This window comes from Helicobacter sp. NHP19-003 (assembly GCF_019703305.1).
Taxonomy (GTDB): Bacteria; Campylobacterota; Campylobacteria; order Campylobacterales; family Helicobacteraceae; genus Helicobacter; species Helicobacter gastrocanis.
The window spans coordinates 720840-743068 of sequence record NZ_AP024814.1 but is presented as its reverse complement, the minus strand read 5'-3'; the positions used below and the strand labels follow the sequence as shown (position 1 = coordinate 743068).

Annotated in this window: 25 protein-coding genes and 2 pseudogenes; 6 read left to right on the top strand and 21 right to left on the bottom strand. The window is 48.2% G+C overall.

The window, feature by feature from the left end:
* The first annotated feature begins 3 nt into the window (after positions 1-3).
* Positions 4-225, top strand: a complete 222-nt coding sequence (locus K6J72_RS03905) for a hypothetical protein (RefSeq protein WP_221280887.1) — start codon at positions 4-6, stop codon at positions 223-225.
* Here K6J72_RS03905 and gmhA read toward each other — a convergent pair.
* The 10 genes and pseudogenes from gmhA to greA form a co-directional block, all read right to left on the bottom strand.
* On the bottom strand, positions 222-788 hold the full coding sequence (gene gmhA / locus K6J72_RS03900) for a D-sedoheptulose 7-phosphate isomerase (protein WP_221280878.1): 567 nt from the start codon (positions 786-788) through the stop codon (positions 222-224). The genes K6J72_RS03905 and gmhA overlap by 4 nt on opposite strands.
* Before the next feature lie 11 nt (positions 789-799).
* A pseudogene (rfaE1, locus tag K6J72_RS03895) lies at positions 800-2231 on the bottom strand (D-glycero-beta-D-manno-heptose-7-phosphate kinase).
* A complete protein-coding gene (gene rfaD, locus K6J72_RS03890; RefSeq protein ID WP_221280876.1) occupies positions 2225-3193 on the bottom strand; it encodes an ADP-glyceromanno-heptose 6-epimerase in 969 nt (322 codons plus the stop codon). The pseudogene rfaE1 and the gene rfaD overlap by 7 nt, the downstream one beginning before the upstream one ends.
* Positions 3172-3732 carry a D-glycero-alpha-D-manno-heptose-1,7-bisphosphate 7-phosphatase gene (locus K6J72_RS03885; protein ID WP_221280875.1) on the bottom strand — a complete coding sequence of 187 codons (561 nt, stop codon included), beginning with the start codon at positions 3730-3732 and terminating at the stop codon, positions 3172-3174. The genes rfaD and K6J72_RS03885 overlap by 22 nt, the downstream gene beginning before the upstream one ends.
* Positions 3729-4415 carry a sulfite exporter TauE/SafE family protein gene (locus K6J72_RS03880; protein WP_221280872.1) on the bottom strand — a complete coding sequence of 229 codons (687 nt, stop codon included), beginning with the start codon at positions 4413-4415 and terminating at the stop codon, positions 3729-3731. The genes K6J72_RS03885 and K6J72_RS03880 overlap by 4 nt, the downstream gene beginning before the upstream one ends.
* A complete protein-coding gene (locus K6J72_RS03875; protein ID WP_430886742.1) occupies positions 4415-5011 on the bottom strand; it encodes a type III pantothenate kinase in 597 nt (198 codons plus the stop codon). Before K6J72_RS03875 ends, K6J72_RS03880 begins: the two co-directional genes overlap by 1 nt.
* A gap of 26 nt (positions 5012-5037) precedes the next feature.
* A complete protein-coding gene (locus tag K6J72_RS03870) occupies positions 5038-6243 on the bottom strand; it encodes a PQQ-like beta-propeller repeat protein (RefSeq protein ID WP_221280866.1) in 1206 nt (401 codons plus the stop codon).
* Entirely contained in the window at positions 6240-6851 is a 612-nt protein-coding gene (locus K6J72_RS03865; protein ID WP_221280864.1) for a hypothetical protein, read from the bottom strand. The genes K6J72_RS03870 and K6J72_RS03865 overlap by 4 nt, the downstream gene beginning before the upstream one ends.
* Complete coding sequence (dut, locus tag K6J72_RS03860) at positions 6851-7282, bottom strand: dUTP diphosphatase (RefSeq protein WP_221280861.1); 432 nt, start codon at positions 7280-7282, stop codon at positions 6851-6853. Before dut ends, K6J72_RS03865 begins: the two co-directional genes overlap by 1 nt.
* On the bottom strand, positions 7269-7760 hold the full coding sequence (gene greA, locus K6J72_RS03855) for a transcription elongation factor GreA (RefSeq protein ID WP_221280859.1): 492 nt from the start codon (positions 7758-7760) through the stop codon (positions 7269-7271). The genes dut and greA overlap by 14 nt, the downstream gene beginning before the upstream one ends.
* 278 nt (positions 7761-8038) lie before the next feature.
* Here greA and K6J72_RS03850 point away from each other — a divergent pair, with 278 nt between their 5' ends.
* Together K6J72_RS03850 and rny are read left to right on the top strand one after the other, a co-directional pair.
* On the top strand, positions 8039-8581 hold the full coding sequence (locus K6J72_RS03850; RefSeq protein WP_221280856.1) for a 5-formyltetrahydrofolate cyclo-ligase: 543 nt from the start codon (positions 8039-8041) through the stop codon (positions 8579-8581).
* Positions 8493-10058, top strand: a complete 1566-nt coding sequence (rny, locus tag K6J72_RS03845) for a ribonuclease Y (protein ID WP_221280854.1) — start codon at positions 8493-8495, stop codon at positions 10056-10058. The genes K6J72_RS03850 and rny overlap by 89 nt, the downstream gene beginning before the upstream one ends.
* Here the strand turns inward: rny and murA are convergent.
* From murA to gltX, 7 genes and pseudogenes are all read right to left on the bottom strand, one after another.
* Positions 10055-11352, bottom strand: a pseudogene (gene murA / locus K6J72_RS03840) (UDP-N-acetylglucosamine 1-carboxyvinyltransferase). The gene rny and the pseudogene murA sit on opposite strands and share 4 nt — an antisense overlap.
* A gap of 1 nt (position 11353) precedes the next feature.
* Positions 11354-11614 carry a hypothetical protein gene (locus tag K6J72_RS03835; RefSeq protein WP_260320679.1) on the bottom strand — a complete coding sequence of 87 codons (261 nt, stop codon included), beginning with the start codon at positions 11612-11614 and terminating at the stop codon, positions 11354-11356.
* Positions 11615-11618: 4 nt separating this feature from the next.
* Entirely contained in the window at positions 11619-11750 is a 132-nt protein-coding gene (locus tag K6J72_RS08350) for a hypothetical protein (RefSeq protein WP_260320678.1), read from the bottom strand.
* A 2-nt stretch (positions 11751-11752) separates the two neighbouring features.
* A complete protein-coding gene (gene galU / locus K6J72_RS03830) occupies positions 11753-12574 on the bottom strand; it encodes a UTP--glucose-1-phosphate uridylyltransferase GalU (protein ID WP_221280844.1) in 822 nt (273 codons plus the stop codon).
* Positions 12567-14216, bottom strand: a complete 1650-nt coding sequence (locus K6J72_RS03825) for a lytic transglycosylase domain-containing protein (RefSeq protein WP_221280843.1) — start codon at positions 14214-14216, stop codon at positions 12567-12569. Before K6J72_RS03825 ends, galU begins: the two co-directional genes overlap by 8 nt.
* Before the next feature lie 2 nt (positions 14217-14218).
* Positions 14219-14512 (bottom strand): YggT family protein, encoded by a 294-nt coding sequence (locus K6J72_RS03820; protein WP_221280832.1) that lies wholly within the window; start codon positions 14510-14512, stop codon positions 14219-14221.
* Positions 14502-15839: a glutamate--tRNA ligase gene (gltX, locus tag K6J72_RS03815; RefSeq protein ID WP_221280830.1), complete on the bottom strand. Its 1338-nt coding sequence runs from the start codon at positions 15837-15839 to the stop codon at positions 14502-14504. The genes K6J72_RS03820 and gltX overlap by 11 nt, the downstream gene beginning before the upstream one ends.
* A gap of 502 nt (positions 15840-16341) precedes the next feature.
* Between gltX and K6J72_RS03810 the strand changes: the two genes are divergently transcribed.
* Positions 16342-17076: a hypothetical protein gene (locus tag K6J72_RS03810; RefSeq protein WP_221280829.1), complete on the top strand. Its 735-nt coding sequence runs from the start codon at positions 16342-16344 to the stop codon at positions 17074-17076.
* 88 nt (positions 17077-17164) lie between these two features.
* Here K6J72_RS03810 and K6J72_RS08345 read toward each other — a convergent pair whose 3' ends face one another.
* Together K6J72_RS08345 and K6J72_RS03805 are read right to left on the bottom strand one after the other, a co-directional pair.
* A complete protein-coding gene (locus tag K6J72_RS08345) occupies positions 17165-17308 on the bottom strand; it encodes a hypothetical protein (RefSeq protein WP_260320677.1) in 144 nt (47 codons plus the stop codon).
* Positions 17309-18160, bottom strand: a complete 852-nt coding sequence (locus tag K6J72_RS03805; protein ID WP_260320676.1) for a YeeE/YedE thiosulfate transporter family protein — start codon at positions 18158-18160, stop codon at positions 17309-17311.
* 929 nt (positions 18161-19089) lie between these two features.
* Between K6J72_RS03805 and K6J72_RS03800 the strand changes: the two genes are divergently transcribed.
* Entirely contained in the window at positions 19090-20328 is a 1239-nt protein-coding gene (locus K6J72_RS03800) for a DUF2130 domain-containing protein (RefSeq protein ID WP_221280827.1), read from the top strand.
* A gap of 4 nt (positions 20329-20332) precedes the next feature.
* On the opposite strand, the gene K6J72_RS03795 is transcribed toward K6J72_RS03800, so the two are convergent.
* Positions 20333-20863, bottom strand: a complete 531-nt coding sequence (locus K6J72_RS03795) for a hypothetical protein (protein WP_221280825.1) — start codon at positions 20861-20863, stop codon at positions 20333-20335.
* Positions 20864-20984: 121 nt separating this feature from the next.
* Positions 20985-21401 carry a hypothetical protein gene (locus tag K6J72_RS03790; RefSeq protein WP_221279285.1) on the bottom strand — a complete coding sequence of 139 codons (417 nt, stop codon included), beginning with the start codon at positions 21399-21401 and terminating at the stop codon, positions 20985-20987.
* A 124-nt stretch (positions 21402-21525) separates the two neighbouring features.
* Here K6J72_RS03790 and K6J72_RS03785 point away from each other — a divergent pair, with 124 nt between their 5' ends.
* Positions 21526-22221 carry a hypothetical protein gene (locus K6J72_RS03785; protein WP_221280823.1) on the top strand — a complete coding sequence of 232 codons (696 nt, stop codon included), beginning with the start codon at positions 21526-21528 and terminating at the stop codon, positions 22219-22221.
* Positions 22222-22229 lie beyond the last annotated feature (8 nt).

The window sequence follows — 22229 nt, the reverse complement described above, 5'->3', positions numbered from 1 at the left end:
CCCATGCAAAAGGACACCATCGCATCGCTTTTGGACTTCTTTGCGGGGCTGTTTGCCGGCATCGCCCTCGTGTGTGGGGGGCTGTGCTTTTTTATCTTCCACGATTTCGGGCTTGTGGTGGCCCTCTTTTTCTCCCTCTTTGTCTTTGGGCTGTTTAGCTTTTTTGCCCTTTTAGCTAAATCCATGGGGGCTCTACTCAAAGAGAGCAGGCAAAACCATGTCTAGCAAAATCCTTTTTCGACAAAATCACAGAGCAGGTGGATCATTAAAATATGCATCTCTTGGATTCGTGGGGTGTTTGCACTTGGCACAATTAAATTGTGCGTGCATAAAGCGCGCATCGCCCCGCCCCCTCGTCCGCTAAGCCCAAGCGTGTTCAAGCCAAGCTCTTGCGCCTTTTGCAAGGCTAACAAGACATTTTTCGAACGGCCACTTGTAGAAATCCCCACCAAGCAATCCCCCTTTTGCCCTAGAGCCTCAACTTGCCTTTCAAAGACTTTTTCATAACCATAGTCGTTGGCAATCGCGGTTAGGGCGGAGGTGTCCGTGCTAAGGGCGAGGGCAGGCAGTCCTCGTCTTTCTTGTTTGTAGCGCCCTGTCAGCTCGGCGGCAAAGTGTTGGGCATCGGCGGCACTGCCCCCATTGCCGCAAATTAAAATCTTGTGGCCTTTTTTAAGCGTTTCTAGCAAGAATGCCCCGCTTTGCGCTAAGCTTTGGGCTAAATGCGCCAAAGTGTCTTGTGCGGTTTGGATGTGTTCTAAAAACTCGGTTTGGATCAAATCGTGCATACACCTTTCCTTTAGTTGTGGGTTAAGTTTTGGATTTTCTCTAATGTGTTTGTGGTGGAGTGGCCATTGACAAAGTCAATCAACACCACTTCTTTGACTAAACTGCTCCCCACCACTTCTTTACCTGCATAGTCTGCCCCCTTGACTAAGACATGTGGCTTTAAGGCTTTGATGAGCTCTAGGGGGGTGTCTTCCTCAAAGAGCACCACAAAATCCACGCATTCTAGCCCCGCAAGCACAAACGCCCTTGCGTCTTGATCGCATATGGGGCGTGTGTCGCCCTTTAAACGGCGCACCGAAGAGTCGCTATTTAGCCCCACAACTAAAAGCCCCCCCAACGCTTTTGCCTTTTGCAAATACTCCACATGCCCTCTGTGCAATAAGTCAAAACATCCATTGGTGAAAATGATTTTAGGGGGGTGCATGGCTTTTAGCAAGGCGCAGAGAGTCGCCTTGTCTAGCACCTTTTGCCCCTTGTGGTAATGCTTTTGCAAGAAGTCGAGCACTTCAGCGTAAGTTGCCCGTGCGCTGCCGACTTTTGCCACCACCACCGCCGCGGCTGCATTGGCAAAGTGGCATGCCTGCTTAATGGGGTAACCTAGCCCCAAACAAAAGGCCAAAGCGGCGATCACCGTGTCGCCCGCCCCGCTCACATCGTAAACTTCTTTGGCGATGGTGGGGATTTTGTGTAAATCTTGATCCAAAAACGCCATGCCCTGCTCGCTCAAAGTAATGAGGGGCGTGGTGATTTGCAATTTGTCTTTAAAGAAACTCAAAGCCTGCAGCAAGCTGTCATCATCATTGATTTCCACCCCTGTTGCCATTTGGGCTTCTTTTTTATTCGGGGTGATCAAGTCGGCGTGGGCGTATTTGGAGTAGTCCCTGCCTTTGGGGTCGCATAAAATGATTTTATGCTGCGCTTTGGCTCTTTTGATCAATTCTTGGCATAAATGCCCATCTAGCACCCCCTTTAAATAGTCGGACAACACTAACACATCCGCTTTTTCTAATAGGCTGCTCGCTTTTTCTAGTAGGGCGGTGCATAGGTCTTTGTCAATGGGGTCTTTGCGCTCTCTATCCACTCTCAAAACTTGTTGCTTAGAGATCATCACCCGCGATTTTTGGCTCGTAGGGCGTTTGGGATCAACTAAAATACCACTAGAGCCTATACCTAAGTGCTGTAAAGTCTCAAATAACCACGCCTGCCCTCCATCTGCCCCCACCACCCCGCACAAATCCACGCTTACACCTAGGGCGATTAAGTTATCCGCCACATTGCCCGCCCCCCAAGGCGGCGGCTCTCTTCTTTGACATCCACGACTTGCATAGGGCCTCAGGGGAGAGCCGCTCGCTTTGCCCCCAAATGTAGTGGTCTATGATGATGTCGCCCACCACCAACACATGCGGAGGTTTTTTAGATGGGGTTAAAAAGACTTCTAGCATTTGGCGAGGTCTTTAATCGTGGGGATATAGGCCTGTATGCCCCTTTCTAGGTCGTAGGCAGGGGCGTAGTCCAAATCGGCGTGTGTGGGGGCAATGTCGGCGCAAGTGTGCTCTTGGAAGAAGTCATAAGGATTTTTAATATAGGTTACCTTGAACTCGCCCAAATGCGCTTGCAACAAACGCACGATGTCGTTGTAGCTGCGGCTCTTGCCATAGCCCACATTGTAAACCCCGCTTGTGGATGCGTCCATCGCCTTTACGCAGGCTTGGATCACATCGTCAATGTAGACAAAGTCGCGTTTTTGCTCCCCAAATTCAAAGAGCTTGACTTCTTTGTGTTGCAGGGCTTGTAAGCCTAGTTGCAAGACCATAGATGCGGTTTTGTGCTTGTAAAACTCCCCCGGGCCATAGACATTAAAATAGCGCAAGCCCACAATGGGCATAAAACTCTCAAGGGCAAAGTCTAACGCGCTTTTATCCATGCAGAGTTTAGAAAAGCCATAGACATTTTCGGGTCTTTGCCCAAAGCCGACCTTATTGGGAGCTGGGGTATTGCCATAAACGCCGGCTGAAGAGGCATAAATGACCCTTGCATCTTTCTTGATGGCGATTTTTAAAAGCTTGATGAAGGCTTGGTGGTTGGTTTTCATCACCAACTCTTGGTTTAAATTCGTGGTGTCTGAGATCGCAGCTTGGTGGAAGAGATAGTCAAAGTCTAGCTTCTTTAAAATGCCTAAATCTTTGGTGATGTCGGCGGTGATGATTTCGCCATTAAAGTCTAATAGGTTTTTAAAATGCCCTAAACTCGTGGTCGTGGGGGTTTGCTCTCTAAATTTGTCAATGACGATCACCCGCGCTTTGGGGTGGTGGGTTTGAAAATACATGGCCAAATTGCTGCCGATGAAGCCCGCTCCGCCGGTGATGACGATCGTTTTATTTTCTAGGGTGTTTGGGGTAAACAAGGCAATCCTTTCTGTGGGGTTAAAAAGTCCAAAACCTGCTCTAAGCGTGCAACATGCCCTTGGGTTTGTGGCTCTTGTGGTGGCGCAAGGGTTGCTTGTGTTGTCAAAAGCAAATTAGTGCCAACCCCCCCCGCACGCCCAAACGCTATATCGCTTGCCTGATCGCCCACCAGCACACTCTCAGCTAAATTAATAGAAAAATCCTGCAAGGCTTGCTCTAGCATGCCTATCTTAGGCTTACGGCAAGCGCAATTTTCTTGTGGAGCGTGGGGGCAAAAATAAATTTTATCCAAAGCAAAGCCCAGCTTTTCGTGAAGCCGTGCTTGCATGTGGGCACTTAAGGCTTCAAAGTCCTCTAAACCATAATACCCCCGCCCTATTCCCGATTGATTGGTGACCAACAAGAGCAAATAGCCCAAATCCTTAGCCCCCTTTAGTAGGGTAAAAATACCGGGCATGAAGTCAAAGTCTTTAGGCAAATAAACATAACCCTTATCCACATTCACCACGCCATCTCTATCCAAAAACAGAGCCTTCATGGGTGTCCTAACATTTTTACGCCCATATAAATCGTGTGCGCCGCAAAGCCCAGCAACAACACGAAGGCGGCTTTTTGAAACCATGCGCGCCATTTGGAGTTTAAGAAATTGCCAAAGAGCGCGCCAAAGACAAATAGAGGCGCGAAGGTCGCCAGCCCCAAAACCAACATGGTTTCTAATGCGCTCGTTAAATCCGGGCGCGCCAAAGCATTTAACACAAACCAATACACCATGCCACAGGGCAGCAGTCCATTTAAAAGCCCTAGGGCATAAAAGCTAGGCAGCTTTGGCGTACTAAAAAGGCTTTTAAAGCCTCTAGCAAACCACCCACCACTGAGGGCTAAAGGGTTTTTCAGGTGCAACACAAAGCCTAGAGCAAACAAGAGCATCAACACCCCCACGCCCACCAACACCCCCCCTTGCAGGTGCGCTCTAGGCAGGTTCAAGGATTTTGCCAACACCGCCAAAAGCCCGTGAAAACCCAAAAAGGCTAAGAACCCCACAAGCACATACATGCTCACCCGCCCCAAATTGTAGAGGCTGTGGGCGGCTAGTTGGGCTTTTAAGGGCATTTGGGGGGTAAATTTGTTCTGGCAATAGGCAAGCACCACCCCTCCACACATCCCCACGCAATGGCTAAGAGCCATTAAAGAGGCATTGAAAAAGAGATAGACCAACTCCATTAAGCCCCAAGCACGGCTAGCATGCCATGAAAGACCAGCAAACCATCGTAAAGCCCATTGCTAAAGAAGTTGGCTAAAAACTTGCCATCCCCGCCCGTGAAATACGCTCTGCGTTCGCCTATGAGGTGTTGAAGGGTCAAAAGCACGCTTTGCAGCACCCCATAGCCTAAAGCGTCTGCGGTGGCATTGGGCAAACTCTTTAAATCTACACGCAAATTCAAGGGCAAATCTAGGGCTTTGGAAATGCTTTTAAAGGCGTGGGCATAACTTGCAAGCCCGGGCAAAATCACCCCCCCTAAGTGTGTCCCATGATCCATAAGGTCGATGGTGATCGCACTGCCTGCGTCCACCACCACCCCGCTTTTGCCACAGAGTCCCAAACACGCCGCAATGCGATCCACCCCCAGCCCTTCGTATTTGCTTTCTAGCTGCATTTTGGGGGCTAAATCTGTGGCGCTCGAGCAAAACTCTAATAGAGCGTTGGTGGACTCGGGGTTCACACTGATATAGAAAACTTCGCCCTGCAAGGCTTCTTTGTGCGTGGCTAAATTTTGGGGCGCGCACGCCCACACCCGCCCTTCTTTGTAAAAATGCAAAAGGGTATTTCCGATGTCGCACAAAATCATGGGTGGTTGTGGCTCAAATCAAAGAAATAGCGGTCGTAGTAAATCTTGTCATCGGTGTAAAAGCTGGGCCGATCCAAGTTCCCCATAAAACTTTTAGAGGCACTTTTGAGGGGGTAAACGCGGTAGTCGTCAAAATGCTCTAAGTCCACTTCCACCAAGTAGCCGCGCTTTTCTAGGGTGTAGAGCTTTTTATCGGTAACGACAATGGTGTTCAACATCGCAAAGGGCAACTTCACCACACCCATGCTCTGGTCGTTTAAGGTTTGGTCCATCTCCAAAATGCGCCCATCTAAAGTCAGCACATACAGGCGGTGGTGTTTGTAAAGCACATCCACGATGTCCGCATCAAAGTTGAACTCCTGCCCTGAGATCACCGACACGAGTCGCTTGCCCGTGGCCGCAAACATGTTTTCCTCATCGACTTTTAAATAAATCACATTGTTGAAAAACTTCTCGCTGTTGAGCACAATGTTGCGCACCACTTTAGGCTCTTTGGAGTGCACATCCACCACCAAGAGTCGCCCATCGAGCATGGGAAAGACCACGACTGTGTCTAAAAATACAGGCGCAGCCACTAAAGAGTTGATCGCCGGGCTAGACGAGCCTTTTTCATTAAAGAGCAGTTTCTTCGTTTTGATGTCGTAGATGTTGGCCGAGTTGTCCGCCATCACCACCGCCAATTGACTCCCCTTAATGCTGGCACTCAAAGGGTAGGTGTCTAGGGGGATGGTGATGGAGGGGGTGGCGCTCAAAGCGGTGCTGATGAGCTCTAATTGGTGGCAGTGGTCGTGCAATTGGACATTTCCATCGGTTTCTTCAATGTTGTCGATGATCGCCTCTTGGGCTTGTTTGTCCGTGAGTGAGGCGCGTTTTTTGCGCTTAATTTTAGGGCCATTGCGCTTGTGGGCGCGCCAACAATCGTGCGCCAAAATGTAGTAATCTTGGCTCTGGTTTAAAAACGAAGTTTCTTTGTCTTCTTTTTTCTCAATCCTTAGCTGTGTCAGGCCCTGTCTGTCTAGCACCCCGCCATTTGCCAAAATCGCCCCGTAGCGGTTGGTGAAAATGATGGGGGCTTTGAGTCCTTCGTGAAAGAGGAGTTGGCGCACGATTTTAGATCTGGGTGGCTTAAAGTTTTTGCGATCGCCACACCCAAAGCTAAAGAGCGCTAAGAGCGCCAACCCTAAAAACCATGCATGCCTCATTGCGCCGCCTTTTGAGTGCCTGTGGCGGGGTAGTGTTTGAGCAAGGAGGCGATTGGGTAAACCCCTGAAGTGGGGGGGATGGTGGCGATGAGGGCTTTTATTTCTTGGGCCGCTTTGGGGTCATTGTGCAACAAGTAGGCTTGTTGCAGGTGGATAAAATCTTGCAAGGCGGGCAAGTTTAAAGCTTTTAGGGCTTTTAAATCCCTGCCATAAGATGCAGCGTAGTAGCTTGCTAGGGCCTTCACGATGGGGTTTTTGGCGTGGCTTAGGCTGTCTAGGGTTTTGGTGTCCTTGTTTTTTAAAGCCTGTGCGTAATTATAAAGCTCGGCAAGCTCGGGGGCTTGCTCTTGCAATTTTTCTAGGGGGGCGGTGTTGTTGGGGTTTGCCAACACTTCATTATAAATGGCGGTGATCTCCTGTGTCTTTTTGTCTTTTTGCACTGCCTTTAATTCCGTGTAGCCCCACCACGCCAACGCTAAGACCACCAAAGCCCACAGCACATATTTATACTTGTTGTAAAACTTCTCTAGCCTAAAGGCACTCTCTAAAAGCTTTTCATCGCTTTTAAATTCTTCTTTGACTTGCGTTAAATTCTCTTTAATTTCCATTAAACCCCACTGCTCCCAAAGCCCTTTGCCCCCCTTTTTGTGGCTTCTAACTCTGTGGTTAGGGCAAAATCCGCCTGAAAAATACGGCACAGCACCCCTTGTGCGATCCGATCGCCGGCTTTAACGCTAAAGGGCGCGTTGCCCAAATTCATCAAAATCACCTGCAATTCCCCCCGATAGTCGCTGTCAATCGTGCCCGGGGAGTTGAGCACCACAATTTGGTGCTTGAGCGCCAGCCCCGATCTCGAGCGCACCTGCACTTCATAGCCCTTCTCCAGCTCAAGGGCGATTCCTGTGCGCACCAAGCCCACGCTTTTGGGGGCGATCTCTAGGTTTTCAAGGGCACATAAATCAAACCCACTCGCCCCCTCGCTTTGGTAGACGGGGAGTTTGGCTTGTGGGTGGAGTTTTTGCAATTTAACTTTTAGCATAGTCAATGTCTTTGTAATAAATGTCTAAAATTTCAAATTCGTTTTCCCCAGAGGGCAACACCACCGTAACCTCATCGCCCTTGCTCTTGCCCATCAAGCTTTTGGCGATGGGCGAGCCAAAGGAGATGAGCCCCCTTGTAGGGTCGCTCTCCATGCTCCCCACAATGGTGTAACAAAACTCCTTGTCGTTGTCTAAATTCAGGATTTTCACCGTGCTGCCAAAGCTCACCTTTTGGTGGCTCAAAGTGGCGGGGTCGATCACCTGGGCATTGGCTAGAATGCGGCTTAAATCATTGATGCGCGCTTCTATGAACGCTTGTTTTTCTTTGGCGGCGTGGTATTCGGCGTTTTCTTTCAAGTCCCCATGCTCTCTAGCCCGATCGATCTCCTTAACGATCTGTGGCCTTTCCACTTCCTTGAGTTTTTTAAGCTCGGCACAAACCTTTTCATAACCATAGGTACTCATCGGCTCTTTCATTTTAACTCCTAAAATAAAGCCAAAATTATATAAAACACATGGTTAAAACCCCTAAATCTGCCAAATCACCCCCCTATTAATTGAGCCCTAAGTTAAATGTCCTAATAATACGGGTTTGAAGTTTGTTGTTTGGGTTTTACCCATTGGTTGTTGACACTCTCTAAAGGCAAAGCATTAGGATATTAGACAAGGACACAAAAGACACATTCCGTACTGCTTGTAAGTACATTTTATACGCCAAGCGGGGCTTTGACATTAAAGACCACAAAATAAACGCCTTGTTGCAAAAATGGGTGCGCCCCAAAGCGGGGCTGTCGGTGCTGGTCTATTGCCCCCTAGCCCACGAAGCGGACATACGCCCCTTCATCAGGTGGGCAAGAAGGCGTAAAATGCGCTTGTTTGCCCCTTTAATGCACCCGCCTTGTTGCAGCTATGCACCCTACCGCCTGCCTTTAAGCACCAAGCAACACATCAAGCAGCCTAGACCTAGCAACTTCAAAACAAGCTTGGATTTAGCCATTGTCCCCATTTTAGGAGTTGATCGCCACTTTAAGCGGGTGGGTTTTGGGTTAGGGGCTTATGACCGCCTTTTTGCTAGCCTCAAGCACAAACCATTGCTTGTTTTCACCGCCCGCCAAATTTTACAATCAACCCACGATCTAGGTGCATTCCACGACATTGTCGGGGACATTTGCGCCGATCACAGCGGATATTTTATACAAAGGAAAAACTATGGAAGAGGTACTAAGCATTTTGATCCCCTGCTTATTCACCGGTATCGGCGTGTTTTACTTCACCAAGCGCAACCGCCACGCCGCTAGCCAAAACCTCATCGCCCAAGCCAAGACCAAGGCGGACATGCTCATCTACCAAGCCCAAGTGCTTTACAAGAGCAAAGAAGAAGAATCCAAAACCCTAGCCTTGCAATTACAACAAGAACACAAAGAGCGCCAACAAACCCAAGATGCCGCCTACCAACATAAATTAGACGAACTGAAAAACAGAGAAAAACAACAACAACAACACTGGCACCACAAGCATAAACAATTAGAACAACACAAGAGCGAGCTAGAAGGTCTAAGGCGGGAGTTAGAGCAGAGCAAGCACACCCAAGACAAACTCTGCCAAGAGTACCAAGAGCTCAAAGAACAGGCCATGCAAACCTTAATGGAACGCTCGGGCTACACCAAAGAGGAAGCCCAAGAATTGCTCTTGTGTTTGTTAGAAGAAGAGTTGATTTTGCAAAAAGCCGCCCTTGTGCGCCGCTATGAAAGACAGGCCAAAAAAGAAGCCAAAGAGCGGGCGCACTTCATCCTAGCGGAGGCGACCTCCCGTTTTGCCAGCTCTTTTGCCATGGAAAATTTAACCAGCGTGGTCGCTCTGCCTAATTCTGAGTTTATTGGACGGATCATCGGTAAGGACGGCAAGAACATCGACACTTTTAAGCGCATCAGTGGGGTGGAGTTGATGATCGATGAAGAAACCAAAACCATCACCTTGAGCTGTTTTAACTTGTATCGGCGGCAAATCGCCACACAAACGCTAGAGCTCTTGATCCAAGATGGGCGCATACAACCTTCACGCATCGAAACCGTGTACCAGCGGGTGGAGGCGAACATGGAAGAGAGCATCTTAAAAGAAGCCGAAGAAGTCATTTTAGACCTGCAATTAGACTCTATGGACGAGGAATTAAAAAGGCTCTTGGGGCGCATGAAATACCGCACCAGCTATGGGCAAAACGCCCTCGCCCATTCTATAGAGGTGGCGATTTTAGCCGGCACCATTGCCGAGCAACTCGGTGGGGATTCTAAATTAGCTAGGCGAGCGGGGATTTTGCACGACATCGGCAAAGCCCTGACCCAAGAGCATGGGGGCGATCATGTGGAATTGGGGGCTGAGGTGTGCGTGCGTTGCCAAGAACACCCTGTGGTGATCAACGCCATTTATGCCCACCACGATCGCCAAGAGATCAAGAGCATAGAGTGTGCCGCTGTGTGCGCCGCCGATGCCCTGTCTGCCGCAAGACCCGGGGCACGCCGCAAGGAAAATGAAAACTTCTTGGCCCGCATGCACGATTTAGAGCGCATCGCCAGCCAACAAAGCGGGGTGGAAAAGGTCTTTGCTATGGACGCGGGACGGGAGGTACGCGTGATCGTTTGCCCCGATCAGATCAATGACGCAAAAGTCCCTCTACTTGCGCGCGACATCGCCAAAGAAATCCAAACGCACCTACAATACCCGGGCGAGGTCGTGGTGCATGTGATCCGCGAAAACCACGCCAAAGCCATTGCCCGCTAGGGCTTTTCGTGCAAGCGTTTCATGTGCGCGCCTAGGGCGTTCATTTTGTTTTCTAGGGATTCATAACCCCGATCCAAGTGGTAAATGCGGTGTACCCGACTTTTGCCCCTAGCCACAAGGGCGGCGAGCACCAATGCCGAAGAGGCGCGTAAATCTGTCGCCATCACATCTGTGCCGATGAGTTCACTCGCCCCCTGAATCTGCGCCATCGCCCCTTTTAAGCTGATTTGCGCCCCCATGCGCTGCAACTCGCCCACATGCATGAAGCGGTTTTCAAACAACCTTTCTTCAATGAGGCTAGAACCCTCGCACTGTGTCGCCAAAGCCATGAACTGCGCTTGCAAGTCGGTGGGAAAGCCCGGGTATTCTGTAGTGGTGAGGCTAAAGGCTTTTCTTTGGAGTGCGCTGTGGATTTTGAGTGTGTGGGCGGTGGGGGTTTCTTCTATGATGTCGGTATAAAAGCCGATTTCGCCTAGTTTTGTCAAAACGGCCTCTAAATGGTGGGCGTTGGTGTTTGTGAGCGTCAAGGGGGAATTGGTGATCGCCGCCGCGCATAAATAAGTCCCGCACTCAATGCGATCGGGGATGATCTCTATGTCTTGAAAGTCTAGAGCCTCTCGATTTGTGCCCTGCACCAAGAGCTCCCCGCTCCCCACCCCGCTAATTTCCACGCCCCCGCTTGCAAAAAGGCGCACAACTGCACCACTTCGGGCTCTTTGGCGGCGTTGATGATGCGCGTTTGCCCTTTAGCCATGCTCGCAGCCATTAAAATATTCTCCGTGCCTGTCACCGTGATTTTGTCAAAAATCAAGTCGCACCCCCTTAAGCCTTTTTTGGCTTTGGCCACGATATAGCCCTTGTCAATGGCAATTTCAGCCCCCATTTTTTCTAAGGCACTTAAATGCAAATCTACAGGCCTAGCCCCGATCGCACACCCCCCGGGCAAACTCACTTGACACTTGCCAAAACGCCCCAAGAGTGGCCCTAGCACCAAAATAGAGGCGCGCATTTTACGCACAATCTCATAGGGAGCGGTGCAACGCACCGCCGTGCAATGTGTGGGGCTTGTGCTGACCTCAAGGCTGTTTGGTGTGTGCCATGTGGCTTGTGTGCCCAAATGCTCTAAGAGCTCCACCAAGGCACGCACATCGGCGACATGGGGTAGGTTGTTTAGGCGCACGGGATTTTTGGCTAAAATGGTGCTGGCTAAAAGGGGCAGGGCGGCGTTTTTTGCCCCAGAGATCGCCACTTGCCCATTTAAGGTCTGCCCGCCTTTGATTTCTAAATAATCCACATCAATCCTTCTTTTTGTGTTTGAGCGCAAGCCCCACGGTGTTAGCAATCGCCTTGCTCATTTTGGGATTCATGTCCTCTAAATGCTGTCCGAAATTCACGGTCGAATCGATGTCTAAAAACTCGGACTGGGCAAAACTTTTAATGGCATTCAGCCAATCACCCTCTTTAATGTGCTTGGGCAAACTTGTGTAATGGGTGTTGAAAGCTTGTAACAAGCCGTTGTATTCTTCTTGATCTTTTGTCTTGTCTAGTTGCAACATTAAATCACTTAAGGGGGGACATCTGGGGGCGGGGGCGGGGTTTTAAGTAGGTGTAGGCAAAGCCCACCAAGAGCATGGGGAAGGTAAAGAGAAAACCCGCTACCCAATAAATGCCATAAAACCATAAATCATACATGGCTAGCGTTGGAGCTGATAAAAATCGTTTGTAGCTTGGATAAAGCCCTCTACACTCCCGCAGTCATAGCGTTTGCCCTCAAATTTATAGGCCAACACGAGCTTATCTTGCGCTTGTTGCAAGAGCGCGTCCGTGATTTGGATTTCGTTGTTCTTGCCCGGGGGGGTGTGCTTTAAAACTTCAAAAATATCAGGGGTTAAGATATAACGCCCGATGACGGCTAAGTTGCTTGGAGCTTCCTCGAGCTTGGGTTTTTCCACCATGTTTTGCACTTGATACACCCCCTTAGCCATCTCTTGGCCTAAAATCACGCCGTATTTATGCACCTCTTCTAGCGCCACTTCTTCAATCGCCACAATGCAACATTGGTACTTGGCGTAAAGCTCGACCATTTGGGCTAAAACCCCTCTGCCCCCCCGATTGATGCAAAGGTCATCGGCCAAAAGCACACAAAAAGGCTCGTTGCCAATCAAGGTCTGTGCTGTGTAAATGGCATGCCCCAAGCCCTTCATTTCGTGTTGCCTCGTGTAAGAGAAACTGCAATTTTGCATTAAAGCCCGAATGCCCTCTAATTGCTGCTCTTTATGCGTGCCGTTGATTTGGTGTTCTAGCTCGTAGCTGATGTCAAAATGGTCTTCAATGGCGCGCTTGCCCCGCCCTGTAACGATCGCCATCCCCGTGCAACCCGCCTCCATCGCCTCCTCCACGCCGTATTGGATGAGTGGCTTATTGACAATGGGGAGCATCTCCTTTGGCATCGCCTTTGTGGCGGGCAAAAAACGGGTGCCATAGCCCGCGGCCGGAAAAAGGCATTTGTTAATCATGTCTGTCCTTTAAAATTGTGTTGAAAAAACCCTGTAAGTCAAAGCTGACTTTCTTAGAGTGGTGTTTAAAAATGCTCTGGTAGATGATGTAGTTTGCTAAGACTTTTTGCCCATAAAGGCGGGTTTCTTCATAGGGGATGAGCTCCATACTCAGCCATGGCTCGAATTTGCCCCTTGTGAAAAAGTGGCGTTCCTTGAGCAACTTTCTAAAAAAATTTGGCCCCCCATTGTAGCAGTAAGCTACAAACAGGGGGTTTTTAAACTCCTCTTTAAGGGTGTTTAAATAGTAATTGCCAAAGATGAGGGATAAATGCGGATCGAACATGTCGGTCAGCTGGACTTTGTTGAAACCAAGAGCTTTAGCAAAGGGGGCGACATTAAAGGGCATGATTTGCATCAGCCCTAAAGCGTAAGAGGAAGACACCAAAGCGGGGAGCAGTAGACTCTCTTGCCTTGCAATGGCGTAAGCCATCGCCTTTTCTTCTAGGCTTTTAAAATGGGCTTTTTTGGCATAGGGGGTTAAAAAGTAATTCCGCCCATCGTTGTAATAGCGCTCTAAGAAATACGCCAAATGCGCCATGCTCTGCTCGGTTTTTAAGGGCTTTAGAGCTCTTAAAAAGGCGCGCTTGTTACCGATGGATAGGATTTTCTCTTTAAAGATTTGCCACGCAAAAGGGTCCTTAATGTCAAATTTTGGGGGTCTGTGGCTTAAGAAGCCTAGCGAAGTTACTATGTTGTATTTAGGCAAGCTCTTGCGCTTGAAATTGGCGTATAAGCTAAAGAGATTGGGGTTGGTGCTTTGGCTCAAGATGTCTAAATAAGAGTTGTTTTGGCTCAGTAGATACTTCCAAAACACCGCCTTATCATGCATGAAGGGTTTGTCCGCCTGCTTTTCTGTGCGATCAAAGTAGGTGAAAGCGCTGATTTCCTCTTGGTGCAACAAAGCATTGATGCCTAAAAGAAAAAAGGTTTTAGAGTCGGAGTTGGTGACGGAGGTGCGGCTTAGGGCTTTTTTAAACACGGCAAAGTGGCTGTCTAAAATGACTCGTCTTAAAATGTCGTTAAAGCTAGGGTCGTTTGCATTCGCTAATTTCGCCAAAACTTCGGGGTCAAAGGGGCGGTCTAAAAAGTCCTGCTTTTGCTCGTAGCTTAGGGAATTGTAAAGGGTGGCAACGGCGCTAGCCCCCGCGTGCAAAAAGATGGCTTGATCTGTGGGGTTGAGCACAATTTGCAGGGCTTTGTAGAGTTTGGGGTAGCCTTTGAGCTTTGGTTGCAAAGTGCGTAAAATCGCTGCACTCTTGGGATCTTGTGCTTTTGTGAAAATACTAGAAAGGCTTAGAGCTTTGGCGATGCACGCGCTGTCCTTATCGCTTAAAACTTCTAGGGGCAAGCCTTGACAAGGGTGGGGGATTAAATTTAAAGCTCCCCTTGCTTGGGCAAGTTCCTGCAATTTTGGGTTTTTGTGGGCAATGAGATTGTAGGCATCTTTGGCTTGCTCGGCTGTGATGTTGGGATTTTGCAAGTAAAGCCAAATGAAGAAATCTCTAGGGATGCCTTTGGGCTTGCTTTTCAAATAGGCTAGGCTGATGTGCTGGGCGTTTAAAGCAACACAAAAAACCAACAGCCAAAATGCCCGAAACAAAGTTACCCTTGTGCATAGTTAAACATGAGCTGCACGGCGGTCATGTCAAGGAATTTCAACACCAAAATCACCGCTAGAGGCGATAAATCAATGCCATTAAACACCAAAAAGGGGGCAAGTTGCTTGGCTTTGTTGAGGGCAGGTTCGCTCAAGCGGTAAAGGATTTGCACGATGGTGTTGTTTGGGTCTGGGCGCACAAAGCTTAAAAGCGCAGCGATGATGATCACCCAAATATAAGTGTTGATCAAGATGCGCAGGATGGTGGCAGTGGCGCTTAAAAGGGTGCTAGCGACCATGTTCTGTCTTTAACACCAAAATTTGCTCCAAAAAGGGGGCAAGGTGTGGGTAAAGCAGGGCGAGCTCCACGCCATGCGCTCGCCCTGTGAGTAAAATCCTTAAGGGCTTGAAAAAGTCCTTGCCCTTCAGCTGGCTTTTTTGCATGGCCTCTTGTTTAAAAGCGTTGAAATCTGCCACGGTGGGCATGGCTTTTAGGGCGTGATAAAGCGTGGTACATTTATCGTAGAAGTTTTGCCCTTCGTAGTCTTTATTAATGTCTTTAGGGCCAAACATGGCGCTTAGCTTGTCTTGCAACTCATTTAAAGTACTGCACTCCTCTAAGAAAAGTTGGGCTAAAGGGGCTTTAGCCGGCTCAATGCCCAACACCTTAGCAAGGCTTGCTAGGTCTAAAGCTTTGAGGTGTTCGTGGTTTAAATGGCGCAAATAAGGCAAGCTAAAATGTGCGCTAGATGCGCTGACCTTTTCTAGTGCAAACCACTGCAAAGCTTCACTTAGGCTAAAAACCTCTTTGGGGGCTTGGTAGCCCATTGCGGCTAAGTAATTGGCGATGCTGGCGGGTAAAAAGCCTTGTTTTAAGAGCCATTGCACGCTGGACGCTTCATAGCGTTTGCTCATCTTCTTGCCATCGTCTTCGTTTAAAATGATGGGCAAGTGGGCGTAAATCGTGGGCGTTTCGGGCACTCCTAACACACGGCTTAGGGCTTGTTTGATTAAAATTTGTTTGGGGGTGTTGCTGATATGGTCTTCGCCGCGGATGATGTGGGTGATTTTATAGTTAAAGTCGTCTGTGGCGCAAGCAAAATTATAAGTGGGGACCTGGTTTGAGCGCACAATGACAAAGCTGTCTAACTCCGCCGCCTTGAAGTGGATGCTGCCCTTGATGAGGTCGTGAAAGACCACATCCTGTGCGCTCCCCCTTAAGCGCACCACAGGGTTAGGGTTGCTTGTCTTTTCTAGCAATGCCCAAGAGTCGTTGTAGCGGAAAGGCCTTTTAGCTTGCACGGCTTCTTGTTTTTTCTTTTCTAAAAATTCGGGAGTGCAGTGGCAATAAAAAGCCTCACCCTTGTCTAGGAGTTTTTGGGTGTAGTCTAAATGCGTGGCAAAATTTGCGCTTTGGTAGACGAGCTGATCCCAAGTTACACCCATCTGCTCTAAAATCCCAAAAATCTCGGCATCTTTGCCTTCAATGTTGCGCTGGGTGTCGGTGTCTTCAATGCGTAACATGAGGGGGAGTTTGAGGAGCTTGGCCACGATGAAATTCAACAAAGCCACACGCAAATTCCCAATATGCATGCTTCCTGTAGGCGAGGGGGCAAAGCGCAACATAAAAAGCCTTTTTGCCAAATTATAGCACACGCGCTTTAAAATATGCCCTTTTTCTGGGGTGATTTGACACCCCCTACAAGCCAAATCTTGATACCCTCCCCATAACTAAAAGTTAGGGGATTTAACTTTAGCCGGGAATTGTGGCTTCAAACAGAAGCACTCCGCTGGAAGTCTTTTGTTTCTCATGGCCAAGATAGATGCCCAAAGTCCCAAGGGCATTACCCCTTGATCACAGAGCAGATATTTGTACAAGATTGCTAATGCTGGCCAACCATCTGTCTAGCTAAGGCTAGGGGCTTTGGGGCGCGCAAGTGGGGTAAAGTGTTGCGCAAGTGAAATATTCTGTCAACTCACTCAATAAAATTTATAGTGATACTATAAACTTGATTAATACATATCATATATGCTATGATGGCTATCAATTCATCTATAATTTAATATAGCATTAAGTTTTATGGTCTTATAATCAAGCGTTTTTGAAAAATCTAAAGAAGGAGTTTACATGGATAAACAACACGCTATGGATGTTTTGAATAGCAAACAACTACACAATGTGGTGGCGTTGTTTGAGAAGTACGCCCAAACGCCGGGGGCTGTGGATATTTGTGTCAAAGACCTTGATTTTTCAGGGTTACAGATCGGCTATAGCAAAGGGGGGAAGGAGGCAATCTTTAACCTTGCCTTCCCTAACCCCCTTGAGAATTTTGAGGGCATCCGCGATGCGCTCATCGCCCTTTTAGGCGAAGAAGCCCCTAACGGCGCACAGCCCAACCAAAATCTACAAGGAAACTCCAATCCACAACAAGGCTTTGGCCCGCAAGCGCAAGGTTTTAACCCGCACAATCCACAAGGGAGCTTTAATCCGCAAGGTTTTGCTCAACAGGGTGGTTTTAATCCCCAAGCACAACACCCCTTTGGTGGCTATGCCCCCTTTGGCGCGCAAGGTCCACAAGGTGCAAACCCCCAACAAAGCTTTAACCCCCAAGGTTTTCAAGGTTTTGCACAGCAGGGCATGCCTTTTGCCCACCATGGCATGTTCATGTTTGGTTTCGTGCCCTTGTGGGGCTTTGGCCCTATGGGTTTTCACGCCCATAATCCGCAATGGGGCTTTGATCCGCAAGGTTTCGGTCCACAAAATGTCTTTAATCCACAAGGACAGGGGTTTAACCCCCAGCACCAACATCCGCAAGACAGCGCACAGCCAGCGCAAGCACAGCCAGCACAGCCACAGGACTAGTTTTTAGTGGGGCTTTGCCCCACGCACCGCACCACCCCCCACAGCCCCACAAGCAGCAGTGCTTGTAAAAACAGCCCACCCCGAAAATCTAAAAGATTGACTTTCGCAAAGCTGACCCAAAGGGGGCGTAAAAATCCCAGCTAAGGGCCACCAGCCCAGCCCCCGCCACATTGCCCACTCCCACCAAAAAGCCCCCAAATCCCCCTGCATCGATCGATACATCCAGCCACACTCACACCCCCTGCCAGCACAATCCCCACCCCAAAGAGCAGCCCCCTAAAGCAATGCCCGGGCTTGCCCACATAATCTTAGCGGAGTGGCCTGACTGCAAATAGACAAACACCCCCACACTCCCCACCGCCATCGCCCACACAAGAGCAACTACCTGTGCGCTCTGCCTTTGCACAAACAAATGCCTAAAAGCGGTGGTGAAACAAACCTGCCCCTTAGCAATGACAAAGCCAAAGAACGCCCCAAAACATAGGGCGTAAAAAAGCTTGTGGTGCAAGTGCCATGCCAAACCCATAAAACCCGCAAAAGCACAAAGGGCCAAGGCGTGGTTTAAAATTTTGGGAGGCTTTTGTCGCACGACTTGAGAGCAACTAAGGGGCAAATGTTTAAAGGCAAGCCCCATGCCAAGCAAGGTCGCCAAAGTGAAAAACCACGCATGCAAGCTAAATTGTGGGATGCCCGTAAGAAAGCTTGCCAAATTGCACCCCAGTCCCAAGCGTGCCCCAAGCCCAGCTAAGAGCCCCCCAAAGAGTGCCCGCCCCATTTGCGCCTTTGTAGGCAGATTAAAACCGATGCGCCCCGCTAAACCTGCCGCTCCCAACATGCCTAAAAACATGCCCAGCACCATCACCCCATCGATGCGCTCTAAGATACTGCCCTTAAGACCGATGATTTTAAAATAGCCTAAGTGGGCTGTATCCACGCCCAGCCAGCCCAAGAGAGCCCCACTCCAGCGGGTGAATTCCCCCGTAACCGCCCAGTAAGTGCCGACCACTCCAAAGTAAAAGACAGAAGCCACAGACAAAACCCAAACACAGGGCGCGAACGCCCATTTTTGCATGAGAATACGCACGAAAAACCTTAAAATTTAAAAATACGCTAGAAGTCTTAAGCGTGTTAGCCAGACCGGCTAAGGTGAGAGAACATCATCTTATAAATCTTATTTGATTAAAGGGCGTTTAAAGGGCGCATTAAACAATGTTAAACTCTATCCTAAATCCGTCTTCTCTCACTTTGGGATCGATTTTAGAGCATAGAGTGTCTAAGACTTTTGAGCTGGGGTGTGTGAATCGCCCCTCCTTGAAGGAGGCTTCCTAACTAACAGAAACCAGCGTTTTTGAACGCGAAAGGCTTTTGCTCTTTAGAGTCTGCAAGAATAGTTTCCAACCCAAGAGATTTTAATCCCGCTCTTAAGATGTTCTTGGCAACATTGACATCTCTATGCTCTGTGTATCCACATTCACTCCAAGTACAGGGACATTTGCGCCTATGTTGGTGGAGTTTGGGCCACATCAGCGGGTTTGTGCTTTTATCCGATGGGAGCGTAGAGAGTTTTGCCACAAGCAGGACAAATGCTTGGCCAAAGGGCTAGAGGCCATGCGATTGGTGCAAGCTAAAGACCTCGTAATTTTCCAAAAGGGATTGCAAAAGAGCCTAGAGGCGTGCTTTGGCAAAAGACAATGGATGATTGCCGTTTGGCGATTTTGGCTAGAATATTTCTTTTGTTTAACCACCAGAGCAAACAACGCTTTAAAAGATTGGATTTGATGCTCTCTTTTTGCAGACTCCAAGAACACCAAATACTATGGCACGCCATCCTGACAGAAAGACCCATCAAAGGCTGAAAAAACACTTGCAAAGCGTGCTTAGTGCGTTAAAAACCTACACATCTTGTCCATACAAGAGGGGCCTTTATAAAATCTTTTAAACCCCCTAAACTTTAACCCTTTTATGTTAGGATCGCCCTTTATGCCATTTATGCCATTGCGATAAGGAGTCCCTATGCAAACCCTCATTTGCCCACATTGTTCTAAGCCCATTGATGCCAATGATGCCTTGCTAGCTCCCCTAAAGGAGCAGTTTAACAAAGAAGTGGAGGACAAACGCCACGAATATAAACAAGCCTTTAAAAAGCTTGAGGCACAACAAGAAGCCTTTGATCAGAAGTTACAAGAGGGCATAGAGCAAGCCTTGCAAGCACAAAAATCCCAGCTAGAAGCCAAGGCAAGTGCCCAAATGGCACAAGAGAGGGTGCAAATGCAAGCACAGCTTAAAGCCCAAATGCAAGCCGAACAGCAAAACGCCTTAAAAGCGATGGAGCAAGAGTTGCAAGAGAAGTCTAAGCAGTTGCAAGAATTGCACGCCTTGCAAGCCAAAAACGCCCGTTTAGAGCGGGAAAAAGAAGAGATTAAGGCACAAATCGAGGCAGAAAGTGCCTTGAGCCTAAATGCCAAACTAGAGGAAGCGAAGGCGAAAATGCAAGCCACTTTTGAGGTGAAATCTAAGCAACAAGAGGAGGAGATTAAAAAGCTCAAAGAGGGGATCAACCAAGCACAAAAGCGTGCTGAGCTCACCTCCCAGCAACTGCAAGGCGAGGCGCAAGAATTAGCCATTGAGGGGTATTTGAAAGCCCAATTTCCCCAAGACACCATCGCCGAAGTACCTAAGGGGCAAAAGGGGGCAGATTGCTTGCAGAGGGTGCATAATGAGCGGGGTGTGTGCTGTGGGGTGGTGTGCTACGAGAGCAAGCGGGCAAAGAAGTTTGATCGCAAGTGGATTGCTGATCTCAAGGCAAATGTACTGGAGGCGGGGGCTGAGGTGGGGGTTTTGGTGAGTGAGGCGATGCCTAAGGATTTAGAGCGTATGGGCTTGGTCGAGGGGGTGTGGGTGTGTAGTTTTCAAGAGTTTAAGGGGCTGAGTATGGCTTTACGCGAAATGGTGGTACGCTTACACGGGGCGTATAAGAGCCAAGAGAACAAGGCGGATAAAATGCACTACCTTTATGCCTATCTCACCAGCCAAGAGTTTAGCCAGCATGTGCAGGGCTTGGTGGAGAGCTTTGTCGCCTTGCAAAGGGATTTAGAGGATGAGAAGCGGGCGATGGAGCGGCTTTGGAGCAAGCGAGAAAAGCAGATTAAAAAAATCTTATCCCATGTCAATAAAAGCTACGGCTCTTTAGAGGGCATTGCTGGGCTGGACATGCCCGCACTGCCGGCGTTGCAACTACCGGCTGAGGGGTAGGGGTTTAAAGGTCGAGTTCGATGTAGGATAAAAGGACATTGCCGTAGGTGTTGTTGATTTTAACTGCACCGCTTAAGAAATGGTATTTTGGGGGTTTCTTATCCAAGCTGCCACGACCATAGCCTCTTTTATACGAACAGCTGTCTTTATCAACTTCCAATGTCGTTATATTTTCAGTGGTTGCAAGATACCAATAATGCCCGTGAGTTTCCGAGCAAAAGTTTATGCAAACCATTGTGTCAAATGTTAGGGTTTGGCAGTCTTTGTCAATGACAAGCACTTTTGGCTTGACAAAGTGTGCCATGTTTTCAAAGCTGAGTTCAATTACCCACATTTCATCTTGGTTTTCAGCGCAATAGTTGTTCCCATCATCGTAAAGGTCAAACCACACATACTGCCAACTTGTGTGGAGCACAAGGTGCAACCATAAAAGAGCCGGGAGCAAATAATCTTTATTTTCATCCCTATCGCTTTGCCTACTTTCACACTCCATACACTCCCAATAAAGCCCCCTTTGGATATTGTGTTTATCCATTTCCAGCAACTCTTTATAATCGTGGATGAGCTCCCTTAAAGCTGTCTTGCCCTCCTCTAAATTTTGGGCGTTAAAGAATTTGTTTTTAAGGGCGGTGTAGGATTTTAGATAATCTGTAAAGCTAGGGGCGTGCGGTGCAGGGGGGGGTAACTAGGGCATTTTGCGCTGTTAGAGGGACTAGGGCTTGCTCTTGTGTGGCAATGGGGATTAAGGTTTTTTGTTGTGCTTTAATTTCAGCTTGTAGCCTCTCTTGCTCCTTAGCGTACTCGTGGTCTTTTAAAATGGCATTGATCGTTTCTAAATCCGCCTCAATCCCAAAGACCCCACATAACGCATTTAAAATGTCTGCGTCCTCTGTGGCTTTAATCGCCTCCACGCCCTCTAACTCACTCGCATACCCTCTTGACTTGAGCCAGCGGTGCAGAGTACCGCTTTTATAGTGCTCCAAAATATCCAGCAAATTAAAATGCTCTTTAAGCTGGTCTAAACTCGTAACTTTTTCCCCATCGCAAGCTAGGGCAAATTTGGCTAATTTCATGGAACGCTCCTTATAAAAAAGATAAAAGCTCATTATAGTGGATTTTGGCTTGAGGTGGTCGGCTATGTTACAATTAGTGTGTATTTTTTTATGGCTAAATAATGCATAAATGGAGGTTGCCACTATGGATCAAGCTTATAGGATTGGTGGCACATGTTTATATGAGGATTTGCCCTATTTGATATGTGAAGAATTTGATGCAATATGTGAAGAATTTGACCAAGAGCGAGAAGATTTGGTTGCACAGATTATAAAAAAAGTGCGCGGTAAAAATGGCATTAGTGGAGACGGATTACAGAAATTGCTTTTTCCAAAGGTTAGGGGATCACAAATATTTCTTTCCCATGCCTTCAAGGATAAAGATAAAGCCCTCTACATCAGAGAATGCATTGAAACAGAACAACCACAATGTCGAGTCTTTATCGACTCTTTATATTGGCAATCCGTCTATGAGGCACAAGAAGAACTGAAAAAACTTGGGGCGAGCAATGCAGCAAAAAATCTATACCCCATGCTCTGTGTCGCTTTAGCCCAAATGATTCAAACATGCAGGTATTTTATTTTTATAGAAACCAAACACTCTCTTGGTGTGGTACAAGACCTGCAGGATGATTTAAACAATCTACACACGCAATCTTCGTGGATTTACTATGAGCTCCAAATCGCGCGCTTATTCTTAAAGCAAAAGCAACCCCAAATACAAGCAAGTCTAGAGCGGTTAAATGAGAGTGCAGAGATACCCTTTTACTACAATGTAACCAGCATTCTAAAAGCAATGAAACTTATCTCACTCGATTCTCTCGTGCGACAATTAAAATAAAGGGGCAA